This window comes from Hyalangium ruber, from assembly GCF_034259325.1.
Classification (GTDB): Bacteria; Myxococcota; Myxococcia; order Myxococcales; family Myxococcaceae; genus Hyalangium_A; species Hyalangium_A rubrum.
The window spans coordinates 701,799-726,428 of sequence record NZ_JAXIVS010000003.1; the positions used below are offsets into that span (position 1 = coordinate 701,799).

The following is a 24,630-nucleotide window of genomic DNA, read 5'->3' on the forward strand; positions in this document are numbered from 1 at the left end:
CACGTGCCCGATACGTCCCCTGGGGCGCTCCGTGTCCTGGCGCGTACACGCCAAGGCTGGGTCACTGTAAGCAATGTCTAATGTGTCAGAAAAGAGACACAGTGTAGAATGGCCTACCGTATAGGCGTAGGCGCCGGCAGGTAGCCCGGCACGGGGCCGGACGAAGGCGCCTGCGGGGCCTTTGGATCCACCTGCAACTTCTGCAGGGCCGCCTCGTCGGTGCGGAAGCTGGCGCGCTCCTGGAGCTCCTCGGTGAACTTCGCCACCGCCACGTCGCGGCGCTCGCGGGTGATGCGGGCGCGCAGCATGGAAGTCACGGCTTCCAGGGATTGGTTCTTCTCGGGGCGCAGGTCCGTGAGCTTGAGCAGGTGGAAGCCCTTGTCGGACTCCACGAGGGGCGAGAGGTCGCCCACCTTCTTGAGCTGGCCGGCGGCGGTGGCGACCTCGGCGCCCAGCCGGGTCTTCAGGTCGTCCGCCGTGACGAGGTGGGTGTCGGCGTCGGCGGGCTTGGCGGCGGGGTCGCCAGAGGCCTCGGAGATGAGGGCGTCGAAGCCATCGAAGTCCAGCGGCTGGAGCGCGCGCACCTTCTCCAGGAGCGCCTGGGCCTGCTTCTTCTTCGCGGCGCGGTCGGCGCTGCCCTTGGGAGCGGGCACCAGCAGGTGCGAGTAGCGCGAGCGCGCCGGCTGAACGAACTCGGCCTTGTGTGACTCGTAATAGGCGGCGATGTCCTCGTTGGTGACGGCGGCGGCCTTCTCGTCGAACTCCTTGAAGAGCAGCCGCTGCACCATGGCGCGCTTCATCGCCTCCTGCACCTCGGGGTCGCTCTCCAGGCCACGGCGGCGGGCCTCGGCGGCGAAGAGCTCGAAGCGCCCCAGGCCCTCGGCGTACTCACGGCGCTTCTCCGGAGTCTCGACGCGGGCGCGCGCCGCCGGGTTCATCTGCGCCACGTGGCCCTGCAGCTCCTCGAGGGTGATGGAGCCGCCCTGCCACGTCACCACCGGTGTGCCCTGCTTGGGAGCGGTGGACGTGGCGGACGAGGAGCCCTCCTTCTTGTCGCAGCCGGACAGCAGGAGGAACGAGAGCGCGGAGAAGGACAGGAGACGGGAGAGGCGCATAGGGGCGAGGCGACTCGCTAGCACCCTCCCACCGGAACCGGCAAGGCGTACGTGGCCCGCCTGCCCGGTGGGAGGCCGTCCCCCCGGCCATGCCCTCAGCGGCACCACCGCCGGCGGCTCAGCAGCGCCAGGCCCAGCAGCAGCACCGGCATCAGCGTCCCCGCGCTGGCGTTGGATGACGCGCAGCCACAGCCGCCGCCGTCATCGTCACTTCCACCAACGCCTCCGCCGTTGTTGCGCGGCTGCACGGCGATGGACACCGAGTCCTCGGCGCTGGAGCCCTGGGCGTCGGTCACCTTCAGCGTGAACCGGAGCAGCGTGTTGCTGTCCACGTCCGGCGCCGTGAAGCTGGCGGACGCGGTGTCGGCGCCCGTCAGTGTCACGCTCGGGCCCGAAGTCTGCGTCCACGCGTAGCTCAGCGCGTCCCCTTCCGCGTCCGTGCCGCTGCCACCCAGCGTCACCGTGGCACCCTCCGTCACCGACCGGTCCGAGCCCGCGTTGGCCACCGGCGCGGTGTTGCCTTCCTCGGGCACGTCGCGCACGGTGATGTTCACCGTGTCCGTGGCCGACAGCGCCCCATCGCTCACCGTCAGCTCGAAGGTGAGCACCGTGTCCGCCGTTACCTCGGGCGCGGTGAAGCCCGGCTGCGCGGTGCTGGCCTCGCTCAGTGTCACCGTCGGGCCCGCCGTCTGCGTCCACGTGAACGTCAGCGGGTCGCCCTCCGGTTCCGTCGAGGCGCGACCGTCCAGCGTCACCGCCGTGCGCTCGTCCACCGTCCGCTCCGGCCCCGCGTCGGCCACGGGCCCAAGGTTCACCTGACGCACCGTGACGCTCACCGTGTCCGTGCTCGACAGCGTGCCGTCGCTCACCGTCAGCTGGAAGGTGAGCACCGTGTCCGCTGCCACCTGGGGCGCGGTGAAGCCGGGCCGGGCGGTACTGGCTTCGCTCAGCGTCACCGTCGGGCCCGCCGTCTGCGTCCACGCATGGCTCAGCGTCGAGCCCGGGTTGGGGTCCGAGGAGCCCGTCCCGTCCAACACCACGCTGGAGCCCTCGTCCACCGACTGATCCGGACCGGCGTCCGCCACCGGCGGCTCGTTCACGCACTGGGTGGGCTCCTCGACGAGCGAGGGGAAGGGCGTGTTGGTGATGCCGGAGAAGCTGAGGTTGTCGATGTCCCAGCCCGCCTCGCCGATGCTGTTGTCCGTGCCGATGCGGAAGCGCACGCGCACCGTCTGCCCCTGATACGCCGTGCCGAGATCGACAGTGACGGGGAGCCAATCCGGGTAGTTCTCGCTCACGTCGCCATAGGCGGACCGTCCGCCCAGCGGGTTTCCGCTCCCGTCGAAGATGACCGCGACATAGCCAGGGCTGGCGGACTCGCCGATGTCCGTCCACGTCGCCCCATCATCCGTGCTCAGCTCGATGACGCCTCCGTCATAGATGTCGATGGAGTCGGCCTCGAAGATGAAGCGGTGGAGGAACGTAAAGCTGAAGTTGCCCGTGGGCGACACCTGGAGCGGCGGCGAGGTGAGGTGGATGTCTGCCTTCACGGGCGCGTTCACGCCGAGGAAGAAGTGCTCCAGGGGCGTCTCGGCGTGGCGGAGCCAGGGCTGGTAGTTGCCCAGGCTCGTGTCGCGCCCGGGCGTCCACACCTGCAGATCGCTCTCCACATCGTCCGAGGCGGAGGAGGCGGGCAGCTCGTCCGCATGGACACGCTCGGAGAAGGTGACCGTCCGGTCTCCGGGGATGGCCTGCTGCCCGTCCCGGTAGGTGATCTCGAAGGTGACGAAGCGGAGTGACCCCGGACCGCTCATGGAGGCGGGCAGATCGACCGTGGCCGAGTCGAAGGGCTCGATGGCGGGGAAGGAGATCGACCCACCGTTGCCGAGGGTGACTCCCGGCTCGGTCGTGGAGACGTTGGCGGTGGTGGCCGTCAGCGTCTCCGTGCCCGTGTTGTACAGCGTCACGCGCAGCAGGGCGGGCTCTCCATCATCCACCACCCCATCGTTGTCGCAGCCGCCGGGCGCCTCCACGAAGCGCGCGCTCTCGAACTCCACGTCCTTGCCGGTGACGAAGCTCTCCTCCAGGCCCGAATGGTCCGTGGAGTCTCGGTGCGGCGCCACCGCTCGCAGGCCCGCGCCGCGGCGGGCGAAGGCGGCATGACACAGGCGATAGTCCCGTGGGTCGTTCGAATAGGCGGCCAGCAGCAGCGCGTCGCGCGCCTCGAGATAGGTAGGGGAGAACGGCGTGAGCTGGTAGCCCAGGACGAGGTAGCGCTTCATCCGCTCCCGCGCCTCGTCGAAGGTGAGCCTCGGCCGGTCGTTCAGCAGCGCCGTGTAGCACTCCCAGAGCATCGTCGCCCACACCTCGCCGGAGTTGTGGACCTGCACGTTCGGAGTGCTCGCCAGGCGCGGGTTTACCGGCACATCCTGGGGCAGGCTGATGCCGTTGCGGATGTGCTTGAACGTGAGCGCGTTGCGGGTGAAGTCCGTCGAGTACGGGTAGCGCCGCTGTCCCCAGTAGTACCCATCGTTGCCCCCACCGCTGGAGACGTACCCCGCGAAGGTGTAGCTGCCCTGGAAGCTGTCATTGTCGGGCAACTGCGCGTCCTCCTCGCGCACCTGCATCAACAGGGCATGGAAGTCTCCCCAGCCCTCGCCCATGGCGCGGCCCTGGTTGTTCGTCAGGCCGGCGCCGTTGCCGATGAGGCGGTTGGAGATGAAGTGGCCCCACTCGTGCGCCACGATGGAGTTGTCGATGGAGCCATCGCGGTGCGGCGCTCCCTCGCGAAACAGGGTCGCCGTCACCGTCGTGGTGGGCAGCTCCGCCTTGATGCGGTTGGCATCCCCCTGGCTCATCGAGAGCGAGGGGATGGTGATGGTGGCATCGGTGCCGGTCAGCGCGGGCGGCGCGCCTGGCAGGTTGTGGGCGATGATGACGCCCACGGCTCCCGCGACCTGCGCGTTCTTCACCTTGACGTTGGCGTTGCAGTTGCCGCGTTCGATCACCGCGATCTTTCCGACCACATCCGTGGTGATGGCCTGGCAGCCATCATCGATGTTGCCGGTGCTGTCCTGCCCGCGCGCCACCGCGCCCGTGACTTCGAAGCCCTGCGGACCGAAGGAGGCCGTGGCCACGGAGTACTCGCCCGCGATGGCCTCGGGTGAGAGAACGGTGATGACATTTCGGGTGTTGGGCGCGAACAGGTACATCTGCATGCGCGGCCGGGCGCCGTCGGCGGGGACCAGCATGTTGGCGTTGTTCACGCCGCTGTAGTCCTGGGCCTCGGCCTTCAGGCTGTCAGCGGCCAACCCGCCCCGGCCGAAGTTGTCGGCCTGCGCGTTGCCTGCCGCCTCGTTGAAGCCCGCGTCGTAGAACCAGTCGTGCAGGAAGTTGTTCACGTAGAACAACTGCGTCAGCGCCGCCATCCGCTGGTCCTGGGTGACGCCCGGCTGTTGGGTGACGTCGTAGACGCGGTCGAAGCCGCCCGGCGCGGTGACGGTGGCGCGGAAGTCCGAGGCATCCTTTCCATCCGCCCCGGAGATGTCCACGTAGGCATCGACGTTGTTGCCCACCGTCTCGGTGGCGCCCGCCGGCAGCCAGGGATCATTCCGACTGAAGGGCGCGTTCTGAAGGGTGACGAGCTCCGGGGCGATGAAGGGCGCTTGATAGCCATTCGGCCTGCCCACGGGGTGCGGCGTGGCGACGAGCCCCTGCGGGCCATCGTGGGGCAGGAAGGGAGCCGCCGTGTCCGCCCAGACCCGATAGGAGAAGGAGTCCGCGACGGTGAGGTTGTGGCGGAACAGCAGCCGCCCGTCCTCCGCGGAGACCACATAGGCGTAGGCGTCCGCGTCCTGGCTGGAGGGCGCGCCGGTGTGCAGCTCCACGTACCAGGCTGGCACCAGCCGCTCCGGGAGCGAGAAGAAGACGCGCTTGGCGCGCGCCGGGGTCACCATCCGCGCCGTGTACCGGCTGCTCTCGGCCGCCACGAAGTCATAGGAGGTGTACGGCCCCTGCGGATCTCCCACCCGCGCCAGGCTCGTCGCCTCCACCGCCTGCGCGTTCAGATCCTCGTATGCCCGGGCGATGGCCCTCGGCGCATCCAGGGAGAAGCGCAGCTTGCCCGCGCGCGACTCCGGTGCCACGTGCGGGGTGAGATAGCCCGAGAGGGCGAGCAGCTCGTGGCGCTCGGTCATCAGCACCGTGAGTGACTCGCGGAAGATCTCGATGCCCTCCAGCTCCTGGCGGAAGGTGACGCGCACCGAGGCGCTGCCCGGTACGGGCTCCGCCACCGTGGCCGGCACCCAGGCCGCCACCTCGGGGGTGAGCCCGTAGAGCGTGCCCATCCGTTCCAGGTGGACGCGCGCGGCCTGCTCGGGGCCCATGCGCTTCAGCCCGGACAAGGAGCGCGGATCCACCGCGGAGCGACTGCCCCACACGAGGGTGGGCACGCCCAGCCGCGAGTCGGTCCGCAGCACGTGGGCTCCCGGCGGCGCGGCGAGCCGGCGCAGCCCCGCGCGGGGCGGAGACGCGGTGCTCGTGGCGAGCGCATCGAGGGTGGGAAGGTCCCGGGCATCGGCCGCCCCGCCTCCCAATGCCAGCAGGAGGCCAGTCACGGCCAGAACGTGTCGCTTCACGATTGCCCCCGATACAGAGAGAGAACTACCCGCAGAAGTGGGTGATGGCTCGCGAGAGTACCGCTTCGCAGCGCACCAGGTCTTCCGTGGGCACGTACTCGCCCGTCTGGTGGGCCACCCGGATGTCTCCGGGCCCGAAGACCACCGCCTCCGCGCCCAGCGCCGTGAGCTGGGGGGCCTCGGTGCCGAACGACACCGTGACCGGCGCGTTGCCCGAGGCCTCGGCGAGGAAGCGCACTACCTCCGCGTCCGGCCGGGTGCTCACACCCTGGTCCGTGCGCAGCACGCGGATGTGTGCCTCGTACGCCGGCTCGGCGCGCACCAACTCCTGGCGGATGTGCTCCATCAGCTCCACCACGCGCTGGGGCGACTGGCCGGGGATAGGCCGCCACTCCACCGTGAAGCGGCACTGGCCCGGGAGGATGTTCTTCGCCTTGCCGCCCTGGATGAGCCCCACGTTCACCGTGGTGAAGGGAGGCTCGAAGCCCTCATCCCGCTCCTCGCGCAGCACCGTGCGCGCGACTTCTTCCAGCCGGTGGAGAAAGCGCCCCGCGCGGAAGATGGCCGAGGCCCCCGTGTCCGGGTAGGCGCTGTGGCCTTCCTTGCCCAGCACCTCCACCTCCGCCAGGCAGTAGCCCTTGTTGGCGCGCACCGGCTTGAGGGTGGTGGGCTCGCCCACGATGGCGTGCCGCGCCCGGCCCAGCCCTGCCTCCACCAGCCGCTTGGCGCCCACCAGCCCCACTTCCTCGTCCGCCGTGAGCACCACCATCAGCGGGGCCTTCAGGGACTGAGCCCGGGTGGCCGCGTGCAGCGCACAGGCGATGAAGCCCTTGGTGTCACAGGCGCCGCGTCCGTAGAGCCGCCCTTCCTTCTCCGTCAGGCGCAGCGCGTCCTTCCACGCCACGTCATACGGCACGCAGTCCGAGTGCCCCACCAGCGCCAGCGCCGCCCTCCCCTCGCCCCCGCCCTTCACGGCCACGAGGTTCACCTTCTCCACGCCCGCGTCGTCCTTGTAGCGCTGGCGCTCGGCGGCGAAACCGGCGGCCTCCAGGAGGCCCTGCGCGTAGTCGATGAGCGGAGCGTTGGGGCGCGCCGAGGTGGTGTCCAGCGCCACGAGGTCCGTCAGGAGGGCCCGCAGCGCGGGCAGCGTGTCGTTCACGGGTACAGCCTCCGAGCAAGCGCATGAAAGGCACGGCCGGACTCCTCCGCGCGCGGATGCTGGCCCTCCCGCACCACGAGCCGCCCCTCCACCGCCACCTCGCGCACGGCCGCCTTGTCTGCTCCGAGGACGATGCCCGCCAGCAGCGAAGCAGGGCTGGCACCCACCAGCGAGGGGTGGTTCAGGTCCACGGTGAAGAAGTCAGCGGGTGCGCCCGGCTCCAGCTTGCCCACGGGCAGCGCCAGGCTCCGCGCGCCGTTCACCGTGGCCATCTCGAAGAGCCGCGCCGCCAGCCCGTCCACCGTGCCCGTGCCCGGGTCGAGCACCGCGCGCCTCAGCCGGGAGAGCCGCAAGTGCCCCTCGAGCTGTCGCGCCTCGTCCAGCAGGTCCACGGTGGCCTGGCTGTCCGAGCCCAGGCACAGCCGCGCTCCTTCGCGCGCCAGCGCATCCGCGGGGACGATGCCGTCTCCCAGGTTGCGCTCCGTGGAAGGACAGGCGCACACGCCCGCGCCCACCTCTCCGAGCATCCGCGCTTCGTCTTCCGTCACATGCACCGCGTGTACCGCGGTGAAGCGCTCCTCGAGCAGCCCCAGCTCCTCGAGCAGCTCCACGGGCCGCAGGTTGTGCTCGGCCTTGCAGGCTTCAATCTCCTTGGGCTGCTCGGCCACGTGCATGTGCATCGGGAAGTCTCCGCGAACTCCGGAGAGCACCTCGAGCCACTCGCGCGGTACCGCGCGCACGCTGTGCGGGGCCATGCCGATACTCACGCACGCCTCGCCTTGCGTCTGCCGGATCAACGCCTCGACCGTGGAAAGGAAGGTGTCCACGTCTCGGTCGATGAAGCGGCGCTGCCTAGGGTTGTCCGGCGCTTGGAAGCCGGCGCGCGCGTAACCCACGCGCAGGAGGACGATGCGGATGCCCACGTCCCGCGCCGCGCGAATCACCTCGCGCGCCAGGGTGTTGCGATCGGCATAGGGCGTGCCGTCGGGCTGGTGGTGCAAGTAGTGGAACTCGCCCACGGTGGTGATGCCCGCGAGCAGCATCTCCAGGAAGGCCTGCCGCGAGGCGGCGTAGATGTCCTCGGGCGTGAGGGTCTCGGCGGCGCGGTACATGGCCTCGCGCCAGCTCCAGAAGTCGTCCGAACCACTGCCCGCGGCGACATACTCCGTGCGCCCGCGAATGAGCCGCTGGAAGGCATGGGAGTGGCCGTTGACGAGCCCCGGCAGCAGCGCCCGCCCGGGCAGCCGGACGACGTTGGCGCCGGCGGGAACCGGACCTTCCTCCAGGATGCGGCCATCGGCGCCCACATGCAGGGCACGGCCTTCGTGGAGTCGGCCCTGCGAATAGAGGAAATCCGGCTGGTAGACGGTGGTGGCGCTCACCCAGGAGAGCCTACGCCACTCCGCCGAGGCTCGCAGCAGCTAGGTAGGTAGAACCCACTCGGGTCGTGGGGACCTGAATAGCAACGAGACAGGTTTCCGCGCGTGCATTCGCTCATTCGGAGTGTATGCAAGCTATTCCAGGTAGCTCAGCTCCGCCTCCGCGTGCTGCCGGTACAGAGGCACGATCTCGACAGCGAGCACACCCTCGAGAAGCTTCCGCGCTCCAGCGGTGTCACCCGCCTCCTTGCAGCGGTTGGCTTCGGAGATGGCGCGCATCAGGCGCCGCGAGCCCTCGCGGATGCGGCGGCACATTTCCCGAATGAGCATGGCTGCATCAGAGGGACTCACCAACGCCCTATGTGCTTGCTCCTCCGGGATGGCCACCTCTCGCGCGACACGCCGGAGCAGGTCCGTCACGTCTGGAGTGAGATTGAGCACCTCGCCCTGGTCGAGGCGCTTCTCCCACTCCCGGACCTTGTCCCAATCGTGTTGCTCGTTCATCAGAGCACCTTTCCCTTTCGGGTGCAGAGATGGAACGGCCATTGTCGCTGTCCTTCGCAGTACCGAAAGCAGGCGTAGCAGTCTCCTACCCAGCCCTTCTGGTCCTTACAGGCGACATAGGTATCCTTGCAGTGCTGCCTCCACCCATCGTCAGGGTCGTCTACCCCTCTCGCTGCGTCCTGGGCGCCATCCGCTTCCGCTGCTTCATCCACGACAGGTTGGGTAGCTTCGTTGAGGACCCTCACCCCGTTGAGAACTTCGGCCACTTCCACTGCGGTGGCACCGCAGCTCTCCATGGGAGTGAGCGGGAACTTCTTGATGCAGCAGACGATCGAAGGGTCTCTGGGCAGGCAATTGACCACCGCCGACTGGGCCAAGTACGTGGGCAGCTCTACCGTGGGCTGTTGAAGCGTGGGCTCCTTCACCGTGGGCTGCTGCACCACGGAGTGCCCTCCTGCCGCACAGCTCGATGCGAGCACCCCTATGAGAGAAGCCAGGCCGAGAACGAGACCGTGGCGCGAGTTCTTCATGTGAACCACAGTAACCCGGAAGGCATGACGGCCCCAGACCGCTCCTGCGGCCAGTTCCGTCCTCCCACGTGGCGCGAGGCTCCGAGCCGCTGAGAGAGCGGAGCCCCCGGCTTTGGGGAGCCCACCTCTTCAAGGTCGGGCCACCCAAATCCTCTCCGGTCATGCCGAGCCCCAGGTTTATCGAGCCTGGTCCTGAGAGGGGTGAGCCTTCGTGTCGAGCCCGGGCTGTCCCAGCCCCTGCGTCACCACCGGCAAAGAGGCCGTGACGGGGCCCACGTAGAAGACGCCGTGGTAGCCCTCCTCGTTCGGCCCGCCCCAGAGATGCACGAAGAAGCGGTCCCCGTTGTCCTTGCCCTTGGCTTCCTTCACTCCGCACTCCAGCTGCTCGCCCTTCGCCCCTACCGCGCAGATCCATGCCGTGCCGCTGTTGTAGGCCATGTCCAGCGCCACCAACTTCTCGTGCTGCTCGGAGAGGAACATGCCCATGGGCCGGTACTTCGCGTCCCACGGCAGTCCGGGAGCCGTGCGTGGGTGGATGTTGCCCGACAGCACCAGGAAGAAACGTCGCGGGCTTTGGCGTACGAAAGAGAGCACCGTGGCCGCCATGGCCTCCTCGCGTGCCTGCCCCTGCTGCTTCGGATGGTCGAACACGAACACATCCACGTCCAGCCCCTGCGCCCGCAGTCGCCTCAGCTGATCCAACAGGTTCGCCATTCCCTCGCTGCCGCGCCCGTCCGGGAAGGGACTTCTCCAGAAGGGTGCTTCCATCAGCTTCAGCCAGTCGTCATCCGTGCCAGCGCTGCGGAGGAACGTCGCCACGCGCTGCTGGTTCTCCGCGGGCAGTTCCAGTCCCACGGTCACCGGCGTGCCCGACGACGCCGTCTGGCAGACGCTCTGCGCCACGAAGCGCGGCACCTCCTGGGTGCCGTGCATCTCGCCCAGCAGCATCACCCGGCCCTCCTGCACCTGCGGAGACAGACCGATGATGGGCATGCCGCACTCGAGCGCCACCGGGGAGGCCGGAGCGCTCTCCTTCGCTGGCGCCTGAGCCACGCTCTGGGCCGGCTCCACCTGCTTGCGCGCCAATCGGGGCGCGATGGCATGAAACACCTTCCACTCCATCACCAGGTCCCGCTGCCCCTGCGCCGAGCCGGCCACGATGGCGTTCTCTCCCATCGGCGTGCTCATGAACGCCGCCGTGTCCTCGGCACTGTTATTCGGGACGCCTCCCTCCTCGCTCGCATCGCCCAGCGAGCGGCTCACGCCCCAGTCGATCTGATCTCCCGGATCCGCCAGCGTCTTGTTGGCGCTGCGGGTGATGCGGATGACCCACAGCTTGCCGCGACTTGGCGTCTCACGTTTGCCCAGCACCAGGTAGCGGTGCCAGAAGCCAGACACCCGCGAGCCACCAAACTCCTCGCGCCACTCCGTCTCCAGCACGAAGCGGCCCTTATCCTCTCGGAACGGCAGCTGGCTGGCCGTGAAGAACTGGTGGACCGAGGGCCAGAGCTCCTCGAGGGGCACATCGTAGATGGCCTCCTCGTCCGGAATCCCCGTGCCCCCCTGGCGCGCGGCGCACCCCGCCAGCACGCACGTGGCCATCAACCCCATCCAGACCGCAAGACGCATCCGAGCCGCTCCCGTGAACACGACACAGAACGGCCCGGAACTCTAACAGCGCCGCGTCAGGCGTGGATCTCGGAGCCCTCCGCCGCGCTGGCGCCCTCTCGCAGCCAGGGGCGCGTGCGCACCGCGTCGCGCACCCACGTCACGTGACGGTACTCATCCTCCCGGTGCTTCTGGATCAGACCACGCACCTCGGGGCTCCAGTCGAAATTCAGCGCCAGCTCGTAGGCCCGGTTGGTGAACTCCTCGTTGCCGAGCATCGCCACCAGGGCCGCCTCCGTCCCCATCATGCTCGTCACCGCAGTCAGCCCCTTCATCGCCGTGCCCTTGAGGTCCAGCTTCAGCTCCACGGGCTCGCCCCCAAAGCGCTGGATGAGCGCGTTCAGGTCCTGCACATGCCGCACGTGGTCCACGCGGAAGTCATTGAGCCGCTCACGCACCAGGGGCTCGCTCACCCGCGCGATGGCCGCGTCGTACGCGCCCACCGCGTCCGCATCCAACTGAGCCAGACTGCGCAGCTTCGCTACCTCGGCCTTCTCCTCCATCACCCGTCCTCCTCGCGGAATCCCGAGCAATGTGCGTGGGCCCTCCCGCCGCGCCAACCCACCCCCATCACGCGTGGCGTTAAAGGGCCCCCAGCTGGAAGGGGTCCAGGCAGGCAGGCACGTACTGCCAGTCGTGACGCGATGCGCACCTTTGCTCCACACCCTCATCCAGGAGGTATCCATCATGAAGAATGAAGACGTAGCGACCACGAACATCGAGGAGCTGACGAAGAAAGTCCCCTCGGTGAGCTTCCTTGGGCTGGCCATCGGCGCCATGGCCGTGAGCGCCTCCCTGATGCTGCTGAACCGGAAGACCTGGGCCAACTTCGTGGGCCAGTGGGCGCCGACCCTCCTCATCCTCGGTACCTACAACAAGATCGTGAAGACGTTCTCGGCGCCCTACAGCGAAGCCCAGCGGGGCAACCATGGCGACCATGCCTCCATCCTCAAGTCTCCGGACGAGCTGAGCCGCCAGCCGGCTACGCGTCCGCTGATCTAAGGAGCGGCTCCACCCCTCCCCCTCTCCATCTGGAGGGGGAAGGGGTGACGTTGCCAGACTCCCCTGCCCTGCCTCGACGCTCAGGCGTGTGCCGCCCGTCCCACGGTTGCCTGCCGAGCGCCACTCCGCTCCGCCCGCCGGTGCCGGATGACGATGAGCCCTCCCAGGATGGCGCTCACCAGGAGCAACGCGTTGGTCACCACGAACACCCAATTGCCCACCATGAGGCTGTAGAGCGTAAAGCCCACGGAAGCAGTGATCTGCCCCACGAAGAGCCACTTCGACACGCCCGCGCTCGAACCTGACTTCCACTGCTTGTGGACTTGCTTGCCGATGGTCAGCACGAGGATGAAGGAGCTGAACCACCCGATGGCCTCGGTCATGCATTCCTCCGTGGGCTGAAGGATGTGCATGTTGCTCCCGCGAGCAGCGGCGTTCCCTCGCGCGGTGGGCAGGCAAGCGACCCAAGCACCCTGGACGAACGCGGGCTCCCCCTTACCTTCAGGTTGAAGGAGCGGAGTGCATTGTCGCACTTCGACACAAGCCATTGGCGGCGGAAGCAGTGCTGGCTTCCGAAACGAATGTGCCTGTGGGGGTCAGGTGGAGCGCCCCGAGCCCGGGTTCAGCGTTGGGCCCGGTAGGCCGGTAGCCCTCCGGACGTGCGGCGGGGGCCCGGGGCGCCTGGTGTCGTCTCCCGCTCCTGCTTTCGCCCACTGATCAGGGAATTGCACCTCCGGGGCTCGATGCGGACCGTTGGTGGGTGAAGACACGACACTCTCTGCGGGCCTACCGCGCCAAGCGCGACTTCCAGAAGACCTCCGAGCCCTCTCCCGACGTCCCGCTCGAGCGACATGGCTCCGAGCCCATGTTCGTGGTGCATAAGCACGACGCGACGCGCATGCACTACGACCTGCGGTTGGAAATCGACGGCGCGCTGGCGAGCTGGGCCATTCCCAAGGGCCCCAGCTACGACCCGAGCACGAAGCGCCTCGCCGTGCAGACCGAGGATCACCCACTGTCCTACGCCGAGTTCGAGGGCCGCATCCCGGACGATGAGTACGGCGGCGGCGACTCGCTGCTGTGGGACCGGGGCACCTTCGAGACCGTGCCCCCCGGCAAGGGCCATGAGCAGCGCGAGAAGGGGCACCTCACGGTGGAGCTCCATGGCGAGAAGCTCAAGGGCCGCTGGCACCTCATCCGCACGAAGATGCACGGCAAGCAGAATCAGTGGCTGTGCTTCAAGGCGCTGGATGGCACCGAGGACCCGAACTACGACGTCACCGTCGAGCGTCCCGAGTCCGTGAAGAGCGGGCGCAAGGAGACGCGTGGCCCGGTACGCAAGAGCGCGCTCGTGGCGCTGCGCCACCCCGGCGCCAAGGAGCTGATCGAGCGCGTCTGGCCGCCCATGCTCGCCAAGCTCTCGGTGCCCGACGAGGCGCGCGATGACACCCACGTCTACGAGGTGAAGTACGACGGCTTCCGCGCCGTGGCCGCCATCTCCGGCGGACAGCTGGCGCTGTGGAGCCGCAATGGCAACGACTTGAGCGAACGCTTCCCGAGCATCGCCGAGGCGCTCCGCGGGATGCGTGTCCCCGAGGCCGTGCTCGATGGGGAGATCGTCGCGGTGGATTCCAAGGGGCGCTCGCGCTTCCAGCTGCTGCAGAACCAGTCCGGCGGGGAGCTTCGCTTCGTCGCGTTCGACTTGCTGTGGCTGGACGGCGAGGACCTGCGCTCGCGGTCCCTGGAAGCCCGACGCGAGCTGCTGGAGAGCGTGCTGTCGGGGGCGAAGTCGCCGGTGCAGCTCTCCGAGCGGCTGGAGCTGCCACTGACGCGGGCGCTGTCGGAGGCACAGAAGCGCGGCTGGGAGGGCCTCATCGCCAAGCGCCGGGGCTCGACCTACGTGGGTAGCCGCTCGAGCAGCTGGCTCAAGCTCAAGGTCATCGCCGGCCAGGAGTTCGTCATCTCCGGGTACCTGCCCATCAAGAACGAGCAGGCCGGCAAGGAGATCGGCGCACTGCTGGTGGCGGTGAACGGGCGGAACGGCTACGTCGACGTGGGCAAGGTGGGCACGGGCTTCACCACGAAGGTGCGGCGGGAGCTGCGCGCGATGCTCGACAAGGAGCGCACGGCGAAGCCCATCGTCGCGGATGCCAAGTACCGCTCGGAAGCCGTGTGGGTGAAGCCGAAGTACGTGGCGCAGATCCACTTCACCGAGTGGACGGAGGAGGGCCGCTTGCGCCACCCGGTGTTCCAGGGGCTGCGCACGGACAAGAAGCCGCAGGAGGTGGTGAGAGAGCGACCGTCGACCACCGCGCGCGGCAAGGCGAAGGAGGAGTCCACGGCCATGGTCCCCAAGCGCACCCGGAAGACCGCCCGGACCGCCACCCCAGCGGCGAAGCCTCGCAAGCGCGCTGCGGCGAAGCGCTCTGCCTCACGGGAGACCGGGGCGCGACGTGTTCCCTCGGCCACGGCGGCCCGCACGGCGAAGCTGCCGGCCGGGGAACTGCTGACGAAGAGCACGGGACAGGCTCGGCTCACCAGCGGCGAGCGCGTCCTGTACCCGAAGGATGGGTACACCAAGGCGGATGTGTTCGCGTACTACGGCGAGGTGGCGCCGCTGCTCGTGCCGGTGCTGGCGGATCGCCCCATCTCCGTGCAGCAGTGGCCCGCGGGCATCCAGGCCCCCGGCTTCTTCAAGCATGACCTGACTGGCAAACCGGACTGGCTGCCGACGCTGCGTGTGAAGCACGTGGACCGGACGATCGATCACGTGAACGTGAAGACTCCTGACGCGCTGCTGTGGCTGGCCAACCAGTCCGCGCTCACCATCCACATGTGGGCCAGCCGCGCGCCGAAGCTGGAGCAGGCGCAGTGGGTGCTGTTCGATCTGGATCCTGGCAAGGGCAGCTGGGAGGACCTCATCAAGGTGGCCACGGTCCTGCACAAGCGGCTGGACCAGCTCGGCCTGGAGAGCATCCCGAAGACCTCTGGCAAGCGAGGGATCCATGTCTTCATCCCGCTGGGGCCTGGGCACACCCACGAGGACGCGGTGCGGTTCTCGAGCGAGCTGGCCAACCAGGTGGCGGCGGAGCTGAGGGACATCGCCACCACGGAGCGCGCCATCAACAAGCGCCAGGGGCGGCTCTATATCGATGCGGGACAGAACGGGCGGGGCAAGACGGTGGTGGCCCCGTACTCGCTGCGCGCGGTGGATGGCGCGAACTTCTCCGCCCCGCTCAAGTGGAGCGAGGTGACGAAGCGCCTGGACCCCAGCCGCTTCAACCTCAAGACCCTGCGCAAGCGGCTGGACGCGGTAGGCGATCTGTTTGCCCCGGTACTCAAGGGCAAACAGAAGCTGCCGTGAAGCTCAGAACGCGAGCGGCAGCGAGAAGGCCGTGCCGTTGGACGTGCCCGTGCGGTAGCTCGTCGGCGCGCCGATGATCAACGTCGGCGGGCCTCCCTGGCCACCCGGTGAGAGCGACAGGTCCTGCCCGAAGTTGGACCGCTCCGTCGTGTCGCCGGTGATCAACATCCACGGAGTCATCCGGCCCTTCACCTGCGGCCCACCCGCGTAGATGAACACCGCGCCGCCTCCGTCCGACGCCTCCGAGGCGCCCGGCGCGCTCACCACCAGATCCGGCACGCCGTCGCCCGTCAGGTCCCGGCCACCCTCCAGCGCCCGGCCGAAGTTCACCGCACGCGTCCGGTGTACCAGCGTCTCCGGGGTCACCCCATCTCCCAGCGCGCCCACTAGCGCCTCGCCCGAAGCGGGCCGCCGCGCCACCAGCTTCGACGTCTCGAAGAGCAGCACCGCCGGCTGCGTCACCCCGTCGAACGGCACGCTCGTCGCGCTGATGGCGATCCGGTCCTTGCCATCCTTCAGGAAGTTGCCCAGCCGCACCGTCGCCACGCCCATGCCCAGGTTGTTGCCACCCACCTCGGCGTCCGCCGCCAGCCGCACCCACGAGGCCGTCGTCCGCCCACCGCAGCGCCCCCCCGCCGGTTCGTAGCCGAAGAGGATGATGATGCCCGAGCGCCCCGTCTCCGTGTAGCGCCAGGACACCTCGTCGCAGCCATCCCCGTTCAGGTCGCCCAGCGCCGTCGGCGCCGACGTCTGCCGCGTCGTGGACCCATCCGTGAAGTACAGCGGGTCACACCCCATCGTCAGCTTCGCCAGCGACGCGTCATCCGGCGCACGCCCGGGGAACACCTCGAAGCCGTTGTTGCGCAGCGCTCCGATGTCCTCCCTGCCATCCCCGTTGAAGTCGAAGCCGCCCACCACCCCGCGGCCAATCTGGCTGCGCCGGCAGCGCGCGTCCGTGTCCGGCGTACACCCCGCGATCACCAGCGGCGCCCACAGCCGGTAGGCATCCTTGAAGGAGCCGTCCGCCTGCCCCAGCGACACCATCAGTCCGCCCACGTTCGGGCCCGCCGAAGTCCCCGTGGTGGTGATGCACCCCGTCTTCTGCGCGGCGTACAGCGCCAGCTCGGCGGTCTGCCCCGAGCTCGGCAGGCTGAAGGAGTTCGCACCCACCACCAGGTCCGTGCGCCCATCCCCGTTGAAGTCGGTGAACGTCACGTCCGTGCCCACGCTGCGCCCACGCGCCAGCGGCGCCGTGCTCGCCCCCTCCGCCACCATCGTCGCCGCCGAGTTCTGCGTCGCGTTGTACACCCAGGCACGCCCCGCGGTGGTGTCCGCGCCGTCCGCGTTCGGTCCCGGCCCCGCGTAGCCCGGCGAGCCCACCAGCGCCACCGTCTGCCCGCCCGCGAGCGCCGCCGCTGCCACCACCTCGCCGAAGCGCTCCACCGCCGGGCGCGCCGGCACCGGAGCCACCGTCCGGCTCCACTCCGCCAGCGACGTGCCTCCGCGCAGGAAGGTCTCCACCCGTCCGGTGAAGGCCCCCGCGTCCGACGACGCGCGTCCGGAGAAGGCCACCAGCGCCGCTCCCGCCGGCCCCGTCCACGTCGTCATACCCACGCCCAACACGTCCGAGCGGGTTTGCCCGTGAATCACTCCCAGCGACTTGTTGATGACGCTGCCCGCGGCGAGCGTCGCCAGCGGATACGCCAGCACCCGGCCCGACAGCCGCAGCGTGGTGTTGTTGGGTCCCGGCGCGGCGGCGTTCGGTGCTCCCAGCACCAGCTCGCCACCCGGCTGCCCGTCCACGTCCATCACCGTGAAGCTCCGGCCCGCGAAGATGCTGCCGGCCTCGCCGTAGATGCGCGCGTAGGCCGCCTCCCGCAGCACCTGCACCGGCGTGTTCGACGGCTCTCCCGAGGGCTGATGGGCGCTCAGGTCGAAGATCAGCACACCGCCCGAATCCGGTCCGGACTGCACGCCCCCGCTGGTGCTCAGGTTCGGCGAGTCCGCCCGGTCCGCCACCGCCATCAGCAGCGGAGGCCGGGTGCCATCGGCCGGGGCCACGCCCAGGCGCCAGGTGCCCTCGTTGCTGTCCGCCGTGTTGCCCGGCACCACGTACACGTCCGGCGTGGCCCGGAAGCGCAGCCCGTCCGCGCGCCCGAAGAACACCGACACCGCCTGGAGCGCCACCGCCTGCGTGGTGCCGTCCGCCAGGTGGCGCGACACCTTGCTCAGCGCCGCCAGGTCCACGCGCCCGTCCGCGTTGAAGTCCGCCATCACCACCGCCCGGCCCAGGTCCGTGCTGCTGCGCGCCATGGGGTTGCCCGTGCGCGACAGGTCCGCGCCTCCCAGGCGAATGGCCGGCAGGTCCGGCACCGGCTGGCCCGGCGTGAGGGTGAAGATGTCCACCGTGCCGCGCCGGCTGATCGACGAGGTGGGCGCCAGGTCTCCCGCCGGCGCGCTGACGATGAGGTCCAGGTCCCCATCCCCGTCCGCGTCCGCCATGGCCAGACCCGTGCTGAAGGCACCGCCCCGGGCGAGGCTCGTCAGCGCCGGCCGCATCAGCTCCGGCCCGTTGGAGCCCCAGCGGTAGAGGTACACCGCGCCCGAGTCCGCGCCGGTGATGTCCGCGCCCGGCGAGCTCACCGCCAGCTCCGCCCGCCCGTCCTTGTCCAGGTCTCCCGCCGCGAGGTTGTCGCCGAAGGCCGCCGTGTCCGTCTGCCCGGTCAGCACCCACGTCGGCTGCTGGGGCAGCCCCGAGGGTCCGCCCTTGTAGATGAACACCGCGCCGCCCAGCGGCCGGTTGAGATCACTCTCGCGCTGGCCCACCGCCACGTCCTGTATCCCATCCCCATCGAAGTCCGCGGTGATCAGGTGGGCCACGTCCGTGAGGCGGCCGCGGGGCTGCATGGTGCGCGTCAGGTCATCCAGCACGCGCACGGAGACGCGCGCCTTGTCCCCCGTGAAGGGGTCCGCCGCCTCCAGCACCATCACGCCCCGCGCCCCTGGCTCGAGGGTGACGCGAGCGCCCTCCAGCGAGCCCGGGCCGGTCACCTTCGTCCACGTCACCCGATTGCTCCCGCCCATGGTGCCCAGCGTCGTCGAGGAGCCCGAGGGCAGCGCCAGCACCTGCGGATCGCCCCGCAGCCGCGCGCTCGGCGTCACCTCGTACTCGAGACGGGCCACGTCGCCCGACTGCGTGTCGCGCACCTGCACCACGTCCAGGCCCGACGTCGCGCCCGCCGTGTACACGCCCGCGGGGGACAGCGTGCCGCCCGAGAGGTTCTCCACCAGGGTGTACTCGGCGTTGCCCAGGAGCCCCGCGGTGGCCACCTGGAAGGAGGTCCCCGGGCGCACCATGGCGCGGGAGGGCGCCACGTCGAAGGCGGACAGCACCTGCACCGTGGCCTGCGCGGAGCCCGTACACTGCACGTCCTCCACCACCAGCGTGTCCGAGGACGGGGTGTGGCCCGCGATGAAGCGGTCCCCGCGCATCTCGCCCGAGGAGCCTCCCGCCTCGGCACGGAAGCGGTAGTGGCCGCTGCCGCCCGAGGCGGTGAGCGCCACCACGCCGGAGACCCGCAGCCGCGTGGGCTCGGCCTTGAGCGCCAGCGGCGCCAGCCCGTCACACGCATCCACCACTGGCGGCTCTGGAGGGGGGCCCTCCGGCTCTTCACCCCCACAAGCCAGGGTCAGGAACGCGAACAGGGAGGCCGAGCGAGCGAGCAGTCGAGACATGGAAGTGAGACTCCGAGGCTTCTCTATTTACGGCTTGGCGCCAGAAGCAGCCCAGCGCTGGATCAGGGTGATGAGCTGCTGGTCCAGAGGACCGTCCGCGGGCATGCGCTGATCACGCACCGCCGCGGTGATGAGTTCCGCGTTCTCCTTCCACAGCTCATAGGTGGAGAGCTGGCGCCCCGGGCCGGAGATGTGGCACTTGGCGCAGCGCGCCTCGTGGATGGGGCGGATGTCCTTGTCCCAGCCGAGCACCACCGGGCCCACCGGCTGGAAGTCGAAGTACACCAGGCGCTTGGACTCGGAGCCATCCAGGAAGCGCGCCACCAGCTCGAGCACGTTCTTGCCCGGCTCCAGCGCGGCGAAGGAGTAGGGCTTGAGCTCCCCGTCCTTCTCCAGGCCGCCCAGGCTGTAGCCCGGCGCCTCCGCGACCACCTCCGCCCCGCCGATGCGGAACAGCAGCGTGGGCGTCTGCCCGGCCGGCGGCACCGCGCGCACCAGCAGGCTGTCCTCCACCACCCGCATGCCCTGGTGCAGTCCCAGCACGCGCGGCACGGGCGCGCGGCTGAGCACCACCGTCTCCGCGCCCAGCTGCACCCAGGCGCTGCCGCTCTCGTCCGCCGCCACGAAGCGGAACTCGCGCGTCTCCACGCCCGTGGCCAGGCCCCAGGAGTCCGCGTCCGCGTCATACAGCAACAGCTGATCGCTGGACTTCACCCAGAGGAAGCGCCCGGCGCTCAGCAGCTGCACCGGCCGCTGGGCGAACTCCACCCGCCGCCACTTCCCGTCCTTGTGCCGCAGCAGCCGCTCCGAGGTGAGCACCCACAGCTCCGCCGTCGCGTCCTTCGACGCCTCCAGCCCCGCCATGGACACCAGCGTCTCCCTCTCGTCCAGCCGCAGCTCCGCCGGGCGCACCTGGTAGACGCCCGCCGCCGTGGCCACCGCCACGTACGGCTTGCCGTCCTTCAGCAGCCACACGCCCGGGGCCCCGTCCTCGGCCGGCGCCGCGGCCAGCACGGTGATGCCCTCCAGCGCCGCGCCATCCACCTTGAGCGCCGAGAGCTTGCCCTCATGGAGCCGGTAGAGCCCCGAGGTGTGCGCCAGCCACACCGCGCCATCGGCCGCCTGCGCCGTGGCCACCAGCCCCGGCCCCAGCGCGTCCCGCCACGGCGGGGCGATCAGCCAGCCCGCGTCCGCCAGGAAGAGACCCGTCTCGGTCTCCACCAGCGCGGTGCGAGGCCCCAGCCGGAACGCCGCGCGCGCCTTGCCCGGCGCCACCGCGTTGCCCGGGTGGCCCTCCAGCGGCGCGCGCGAGCCGTCTAGCCGCAGCCGGACCGGCGCTCCCGCCACGGAGACGAAGATGCCTCCGCCCGTCTGGTCGGCGAAGCCCGAACCCGAAGCAAGCGCCTCCTGCGAGCGCACCTGCGAGGCCTGGAAGGCCGTGGGCTGGGGCCGCTCCAACGGCAGGGTGGAGGAGCCCGAGGAGTCACCGCACGCGGCGGTGACGAGGAGGAGAAGGACGGGGGCGACAACCTTCACCCCGTCCCTCTCCCAGGGGGAGAGGGGGTTTGTCTTCTTCATCCGCTTGGCTTTGCTTCGGTTCAGGCCAGGATCGGCCGCAGCGGCTCGACGCGCGTGATGCTGTAGTCCAGGTTGGCCGAGGCCAGCACCGTGGCGATGACGTGCTCGGGCAGGATGTTCTCGCCCGTCGCCGTCGCCGCACCGTTGCGCAGGTCGAAGAGACCTGGCCCCATGCCGATGTCACCGCTCGCGCCGAACACGTAGTTGTGCTTCACGCCCGCGCCCATGAGCAGGCAGCTGTTGCACAGGTGGTGGTCTCGGCCGCCCGAGCCGTTGATGAGCGGGGTACGCGAGAACTCGGAGAACACCATGATGGTGGTGTGGTCCATGAAGTTGCCACCCGACGGGTGCGACGTGGCGCGCAGGTCGTCCACCAGCGTGGCCAGCGCGTCGAAACCGCGGCGCTGGTTGTTGGCGTGGTTGAGCTGGGTGCCGAAGTGCGTGTCCAGGCCGCCCGTGAGGTTGATGGAGACGCACTGGCTGATGCCCTGCTTGAGCGCGGTGGCCACCAGCGCCGCGCGGCCCGCCTCGGTGCTGTCGTAGCCGCCCGCGGGAGGGGTGGCCGCCAGCCCGTACTTCTGGCGCAGCTCCGCGTGCTCCGGCCGCTCGAAGCGGAAGGAGTTGTCCAGCCGGCCCGAGAGCACCGCCTGCATCTGGTCCCGGCTGTTCTCGTACGTCTCGCCCACGCCGCGCGCGCCGTAGGCCGCCGCCTCGCAGGAGATGGGCTGGCCCCGGAAGTCGATGAGCTGCTGCTCGATTTCACTGTCCAGCGTGCGCGTGCTGGGCGACAGCGTCAGCAGCAGGTCGTTGGAGCGGCTGACCCGCAGCGCGTTGGCGTGGCCGGGGTAGCGGTCGTTGTACGTCTCGATGTTGTAGGCGATCGACGGAATCGGCACACGCGGGGCGAGCTGGCCGACGATCTCCGTGGCGGTGGTCGAGCCACGCGCCGCGCTGCCGATGGGGCGCTTGCCGGTCAGGAAGTAGCGGAAGCCCACCTCGTGGCCCAGCGTCGTCATGTTGATGCCGCGCACCACCGTCATCAGGTCGAAGTGGTTGGACAGCCGCCCCACCGCGGGCCCGAAGGTGATGTTCGAGAGCACCCCGTCCTTCTCGGGTACCAGCGGCATGCCCGAGAAGCGCGAGTCATTGATGAGGTTGTAGCCCGGCAGGATGCGCGTCTCGGAGATGCGCTCGGCGGTGAAGACCGTCGGGTCTCGCGGGTCGAACGCCAGCAGCTGGTCCCAGCCGCCGGAGAAGTACGCGAAGACGAAGCAGCGGTCTGGCGGGGCCAGGTTCGCCGCCTGGGCGAAGGCCCGGAAGGGCACGCCTCCGAAGAGGGTGGCGCCCATGAAGCCGGCGGCCGCCTTGAGGAAGGTGCGGCGCTCGGGGTTCGGAGAGTTCGGGTTCTTCTTCATGGCAGGGGTCCCCGAGTCAGTAGGTGAGGAAGCGCGAGTCCGTCATCATCGCGATGCACACGGCCGCGAAGGCGTGGTCTCGCTTGCGGATGGTCTCGGAACGGGCGGCGGCCTGGGTGAAGAAGGCCTGCCACTTCGTGAGCTCGTCGCCATGCAGCGGCGCGCCCCAGAAGCGGGTGGACAGGTAGACGAGCAGCTCGCTCTTCTGCGCGTCCGTCAGCTGGGTGAGGTTACCCGCCGTGCCGCTCACGACGGGCAGCGTCCGGCTGAGCACCCGGGCGTTGGGGTCGGCCACCGACATCTCGGCGGCCGCCTGCGCCAGGCACACCTCACGGGCCCCGTCCTCGAGGAACTTGGCGAACACCAGGTTGGGCTCGGTGTTCTCGGTGACGATGTTGGCGTAGTCGGCCCGGCCCAGCGAGGCAGCCAGGTTGTCGAGCTGCGTCCACGGGCGGCCCACCGTCTTCTCGATGCTCGTCTTGAGCTGAGCCACGGTGATGCGGCGAGGGGCACGGCCGACCGACCCCTCCTGCACCTCGGGGTCCGGCAGCGGGGTGACGCTGCCGTGGGGGTTGGGGATGGGCTCGAGCTGCCCGTCCATGGGCGGAGGCAGAGGCGTCTCCTCCGACTTGGAACAGGCGGGCGCGAGCGCGAGCAACGCGAGGGCGACGAGGCGGCGCATCAGTCGATCCTCCGGTAGGCGTCGGTCATCAGCAGCTTCTCGATGAGCGCCTTGAGGTTGTGATTGCTACGAGAGAACTCCTGCGAGAGCGGCGCCAGGTACAGGCGGCTCTCCTCCGTCGTCATCGGCCGGCCGAGGAACTCCGTCCAGATGCGGCGCACCGTGCAGCGCTCCAGGTCACCCGTCTGCAGCATGCGCTCCACCAGCAGCTTCGGGCCGGCCTCGATGTTCGCCTCCTCCTCGGCCGTGCGGTACAGGTACGTCTTGAGCATGCCCAGCGAGTTGGCGCCGTCGCCGTCGAAGGCCTGCATCACGTACTGGCCGCACTCGCCGCCGCAGTTGGTGTCACCCGCCAGGGCGCAGTCGCGGCACTTCGGATCGAAGCGCGGGAACTTCTCGGGCGTGAGGAACAGCGAGTTGCGCTCGTCGTAGCGGCCCCAGTGCGCGCCCGTGGGCTCGATGGTGGCGTGGCAGTAGTTGCAGCCGCAGCGCCGGGCCAGGTTGTTCTCCCGGTTGCAGTTGTCCTCGGGCGGAGGCAGCGGGTCCGAGGACGGGACGAACGTCTTGCAGAGGAAGGCCTCGTAGAAGTGGTTCACACGGGCGCGCTGCGTGGGGAAGCGGTAGAGGAACGAGGGCGTGGTGAGCACACCCGAGTGCGACGCGTCCCGCGTGTACTCCTCCCAGGTGTCCACCTGCAGGTAGGGGATGGCCGGCATCACGCTCAGGTCCGCGGGCGCGGTGATGGTGAAGATGCCGACGCCCTGCTGCTGCCGGTAGAACTCGGACATGGTGCCGTTCACGAAGGAGCGGCGCGTGGTGAGGATGTTGAAGTAGGGCTCCTCGCGCTCGATGACCGAGTTGGCGATCAGCTCCGGCTCCTCGTTGATGGCCGAGATGCGGGCGGTGTGCGTGGCGGCCACCTCGCAGCGGCGCATGCCCGTGCCGCAGCCGCAGCTCCGGTCACGCGCGAAGCGCGTCGTCTCGCACGACTCCAGCGTCCACGGGTTGATGTCGCGCTCCTGCGCCTCGATGGCGCACACGGTCACCGGCGTGGGCTCGGTGGCGAAGAAGGGCGCGGGCTTCGTGACGTAGCCCTCGCGCTGGATGCAGCCGCGCACCGGGGTGTAGGCGCCCTTGACGCCGTTGCGCAGCGGCTGCTCCAGGGTGCAGCGATCCAGCCGGGTGAGGTTGGTGCCCGCGGGCGGGTTGGGGTGTACGAAGGCCACCACCTTGGTGCCCTCCAGCTCCTCCTGCGTCAGCACGTTGGTGGTGCTCTTGTTCGGATCCGGCAGGCACAGGTGCGGGTGGAGCCGACCGTCGCCCAGCCGCCGCATGTCGCAGAAGTTCAGGTGCTTGGCCGGCACCAGCCCCTTGGTCACCGCCACGTCGCACGAGGTGACGGTGGTGTCGGTGCTGTCCAGGCGGGTACACGCGAAGAAGTTGGTGTCGTAGTCGTAGCTCACCGGCAGCGGGACGCCCTGGGCGTCACGGCATACCTTGGTGGCCGGCTCCGAGTGCGGGTCCTGCCGCGACGCGGTGGCGCCGCAGTTGTCCTGCTCGATGTAGGCGTCACACGACTGGTTGTTCACGCCGCGCAGCGAGGTGCTGGTATTGCCCCGCAGGCCGAGCGGGTTGTTCGCCCCGCCGGTGCCCACCAGGCGCGTGTCTCCGTTATCGAACACGCTGCCGGAGACGTTCGAGCGCAAGAGCGCGCGGTGGTAGCCGCGCATGCGCTCATAGAACTCATCCGAGCTCATCATTCCCCGGATGTCCTCCGGGGCGATGGAGCCCTTGGCCTGATAGGCCCGATACTCCTCGATGGTGGGGGGGCGACCGAGCAGGTCGAGAGAGAGCTGTCGAAG

Annotated in this window: 15 protein-coding genes; 2 read left to right on the top strand and 13 right to left on the bottom strand. The window is 69.6% G+C overall.

The window, feature by feature from the left end:
- Nucleotides 1-113: 113 nt before the first annotated feature.
- The 7 genes from SYV04_RS11800 to SYV04_RS11830 all read right to left on the bottom strand — a co-directional run bounded on the left by SYV04_RS11800 (nucleotide 114) and on the right by SYV04_RS11830 (nucleotide 11,495).
- Nucleotides 114-1,115 carry a peptidylprolyl isomerase gene (locus tag SYV04_RS11800; protein WP_321545797.1) on the bottom strand — a complete coding sequence of 334 codons (1,002 nt, stop codon included), beginning with the start codon at nucleotides 1,113-1,115 and terminating at the stop codon, nucleotides 114-116.
- Nucleotides 1,116-1,210: 95 nt separating this feature from the next.
- Complete coding sequence (locus tag SYV04_RS11805; RefSeq protein WP_321545798.1) at nucleotides 1,211-5,752, bottom strand: myxosortase-dependent M36 family metallopeptidase; 4,542 nt, start codon at nucleotides 5,750-5,752, stop codon at nucleotides 1,211-1,213.
- Between the two features lie 25 nt (nucleotides 5,753-5,777).
- Nucleotides 5,778-6,911 (bottom strand): acetylornithine deacetylase, encoded by a 1,134-nt coding sequence (gene argE / locus SYV04_RS11810; RefSeq protein WP_321545799.1) that lies wholly within the window; start codon nucleotides 6,909-6,911, stop codon nucleotides 5,778-5,780.
- Nucleotides 6,908-8,293 (bottom strand): formimidoylglutamate deiminase, encoded by a 1,386-nt coding sequence (gene hutF / locus SYV04_RS11815; RefSeq protein WP_321545800.1) that lies wholly within the window; start codon nucleotides 8,291-8,293, stop codon nucleotides 6,908-6,910. Before hutF ends, argE begins: the two co-directional genes overlap by 4 nt.
- 132 nt (nucleotides 8,294-8,425) lie before the next feature.
- Nucleotides 8,426-8,794 carry a DUSAM domain-containing protein gene (locus SYV04_RS11820; protein ID WP_321545801.1) on the bottom strand — a complete coding sequence of 123 codons (369 nt, stop codon included), beginning with the start codon at nucleotides 8,792-8,794 and terminating at the stop codon, nucleotides 8,426-8,428.
- A gap of 707 nt (nucleotides 8,795-9,501) precedes the next feature.
- Nucleotides 9,502-10,953 (bottom strand): hypothetical protein, encoded by a 1,452-nt coding sequence (locus SYV04_RS11825; protein WP_321545802.1) that lies wholly within the window; start codon nucleotides 10,951-10,953, stop codon nucleotides 9,502-9,504.
- Between the two features lie 56 nt (nucleotides 10,954-11,009).
- A complete protein-coding gene (locus SYV04_RS11830; RefSeq protein ID WP_321545803.1) occupies nucleotides 11,010-11,495 on the bottom strand; it encodes a DUF2383 domain-containing protein in 486 nt (161 codons plus the stop codon).
- 184 nt (nucleotides 11,496-11,679) lie between these two features.
- Between SYV04_RS11830 and SYV04_RS11835 the strand changes: the two genes are divergently transcribed.
- Nucleotides 11,680-11,994, top strand: a complete 315-nt coding sequence (locus tag SYV04_RS11835; protein ID WP_321545804.1) for a hypothetical protein — start codon at nucleotides 11,680-11,682, stop codon at nucleotides 11,992-11,994.
- A gap of 80 nt (nucleotides 11,995-12,074) precedes the next feature.
- Here the strand turns inward: SYV04_RS11835 and SYV04_RS11840 are convergent, their stop codons facing one another.
- Nucleotides 12,075-12,377, bottom strand: a complete 303-nt coding sequence (locus tag SYV04_RS11840) for a hypothetical protein (protein ID WP_321545805.1) — start codon at nucleotides 12,375-12,377, stop codon at nucleotides 12,075-12,077.
- A gap of 377 nt (nucleotides 12,378-12,754) precedes the next feature.
- Between SYV04_RS11840 and ligD the strand changes: the two genes are divergently transcribed.
- The gene (gene ligD, locus SYV04_RS11845) at nucleotides 12,755-15,358 is read left to right on the top strand and encodes a DNA ligase D (protein ID WP_321545806.1); all 2,604 of its coding nucleotides are present in this window, start codon (nucleotides 12,755-12,757) and stop codon (nucleotides 15,356-15,358) included.
- A 3-nt stretch (nucleotides 15,359-15,361) separates the two neighbouring features.
- Here ligD and SYV04_RS11850 read toward each other — a convergent pair whose 3' ends face one another.
- The 5 genes from SYV04_RS11850 to SYV04_RS11870 all read right to left on the bottom strand — a co-directional run bounded on the left by SYV04_RS11850 (nucleotide 15,362) and on the right by SYV04_RS11870 (nucleotide 24,528).
- The gene (locus tag SYV04_RS11850; protein WP_321545807.1) at nucleotides 15,362-19,093 is read right to left on the bottom strand and encodes an FG-GAP-like repeat-containing protein; all 3,732 of its coding nucleotides are present in this window, start codon (nucleotides 19,091-19,093) and stop codon (nucleotides 15,362-15,364) included.
- A gap of 27 nt (nucleotides 19,094-19,120) precedes the next feature.
- Nucleotides 19,121-20,629, bottom strand: a complete 1,509-nt coding sequence (locus SYV04_RS11855) for a hypothetical protein (RefSeq protein WP_321545808.1) — start codon at nucleotides 20,627-20,629, stop codon at nucleotides 19,121-19,123.
- A 62-nt stretch (nucleotides 20,630-20,691) separates the two neighbouring features.
- The gene (locus SYV04_RS11860; protein ID WP_321545809.1) at nucleotides 20,692-22,086 is read right to left on the bottom strand and encodes a DUF1501 domain-containing protein; all 1,395 of its coding nucleotides are present in this window, start codon (nucleotides 22,084-22,086) and stop codon (nucleotides 20,692-20,694) included.
- A 16-nt stretch (nucleotides 22,087-22,102) separates the two neighbouring features.
- Nucleotides 22,103-22,768 (bottom strand): hypothetical protein, encoded by a 666-nt coding sequence (locus SYV04_RS11865; RefSeq protein WP_321545810.1) that lies wholly within the window; start codon nucleotides 22,766-22,768, stop codon nucleotides 22,103-22,105.
- Entirely contained in the window at nucleotides 22,768-24,528 is a 1,761-nt protein-coding gene (locus SYV04_RS11870) for a DUF1585 domain-containing protein (protein WP_321545896.1), read from the bottom strand. Before SYV04_RS11870 ends, SYV04_RS11865 begins: the two co-directional genes overlap by 1 nt.
- Between the last annotated feature and the right edge of the window lie 102 nt (nucleotides 24,529-24,630).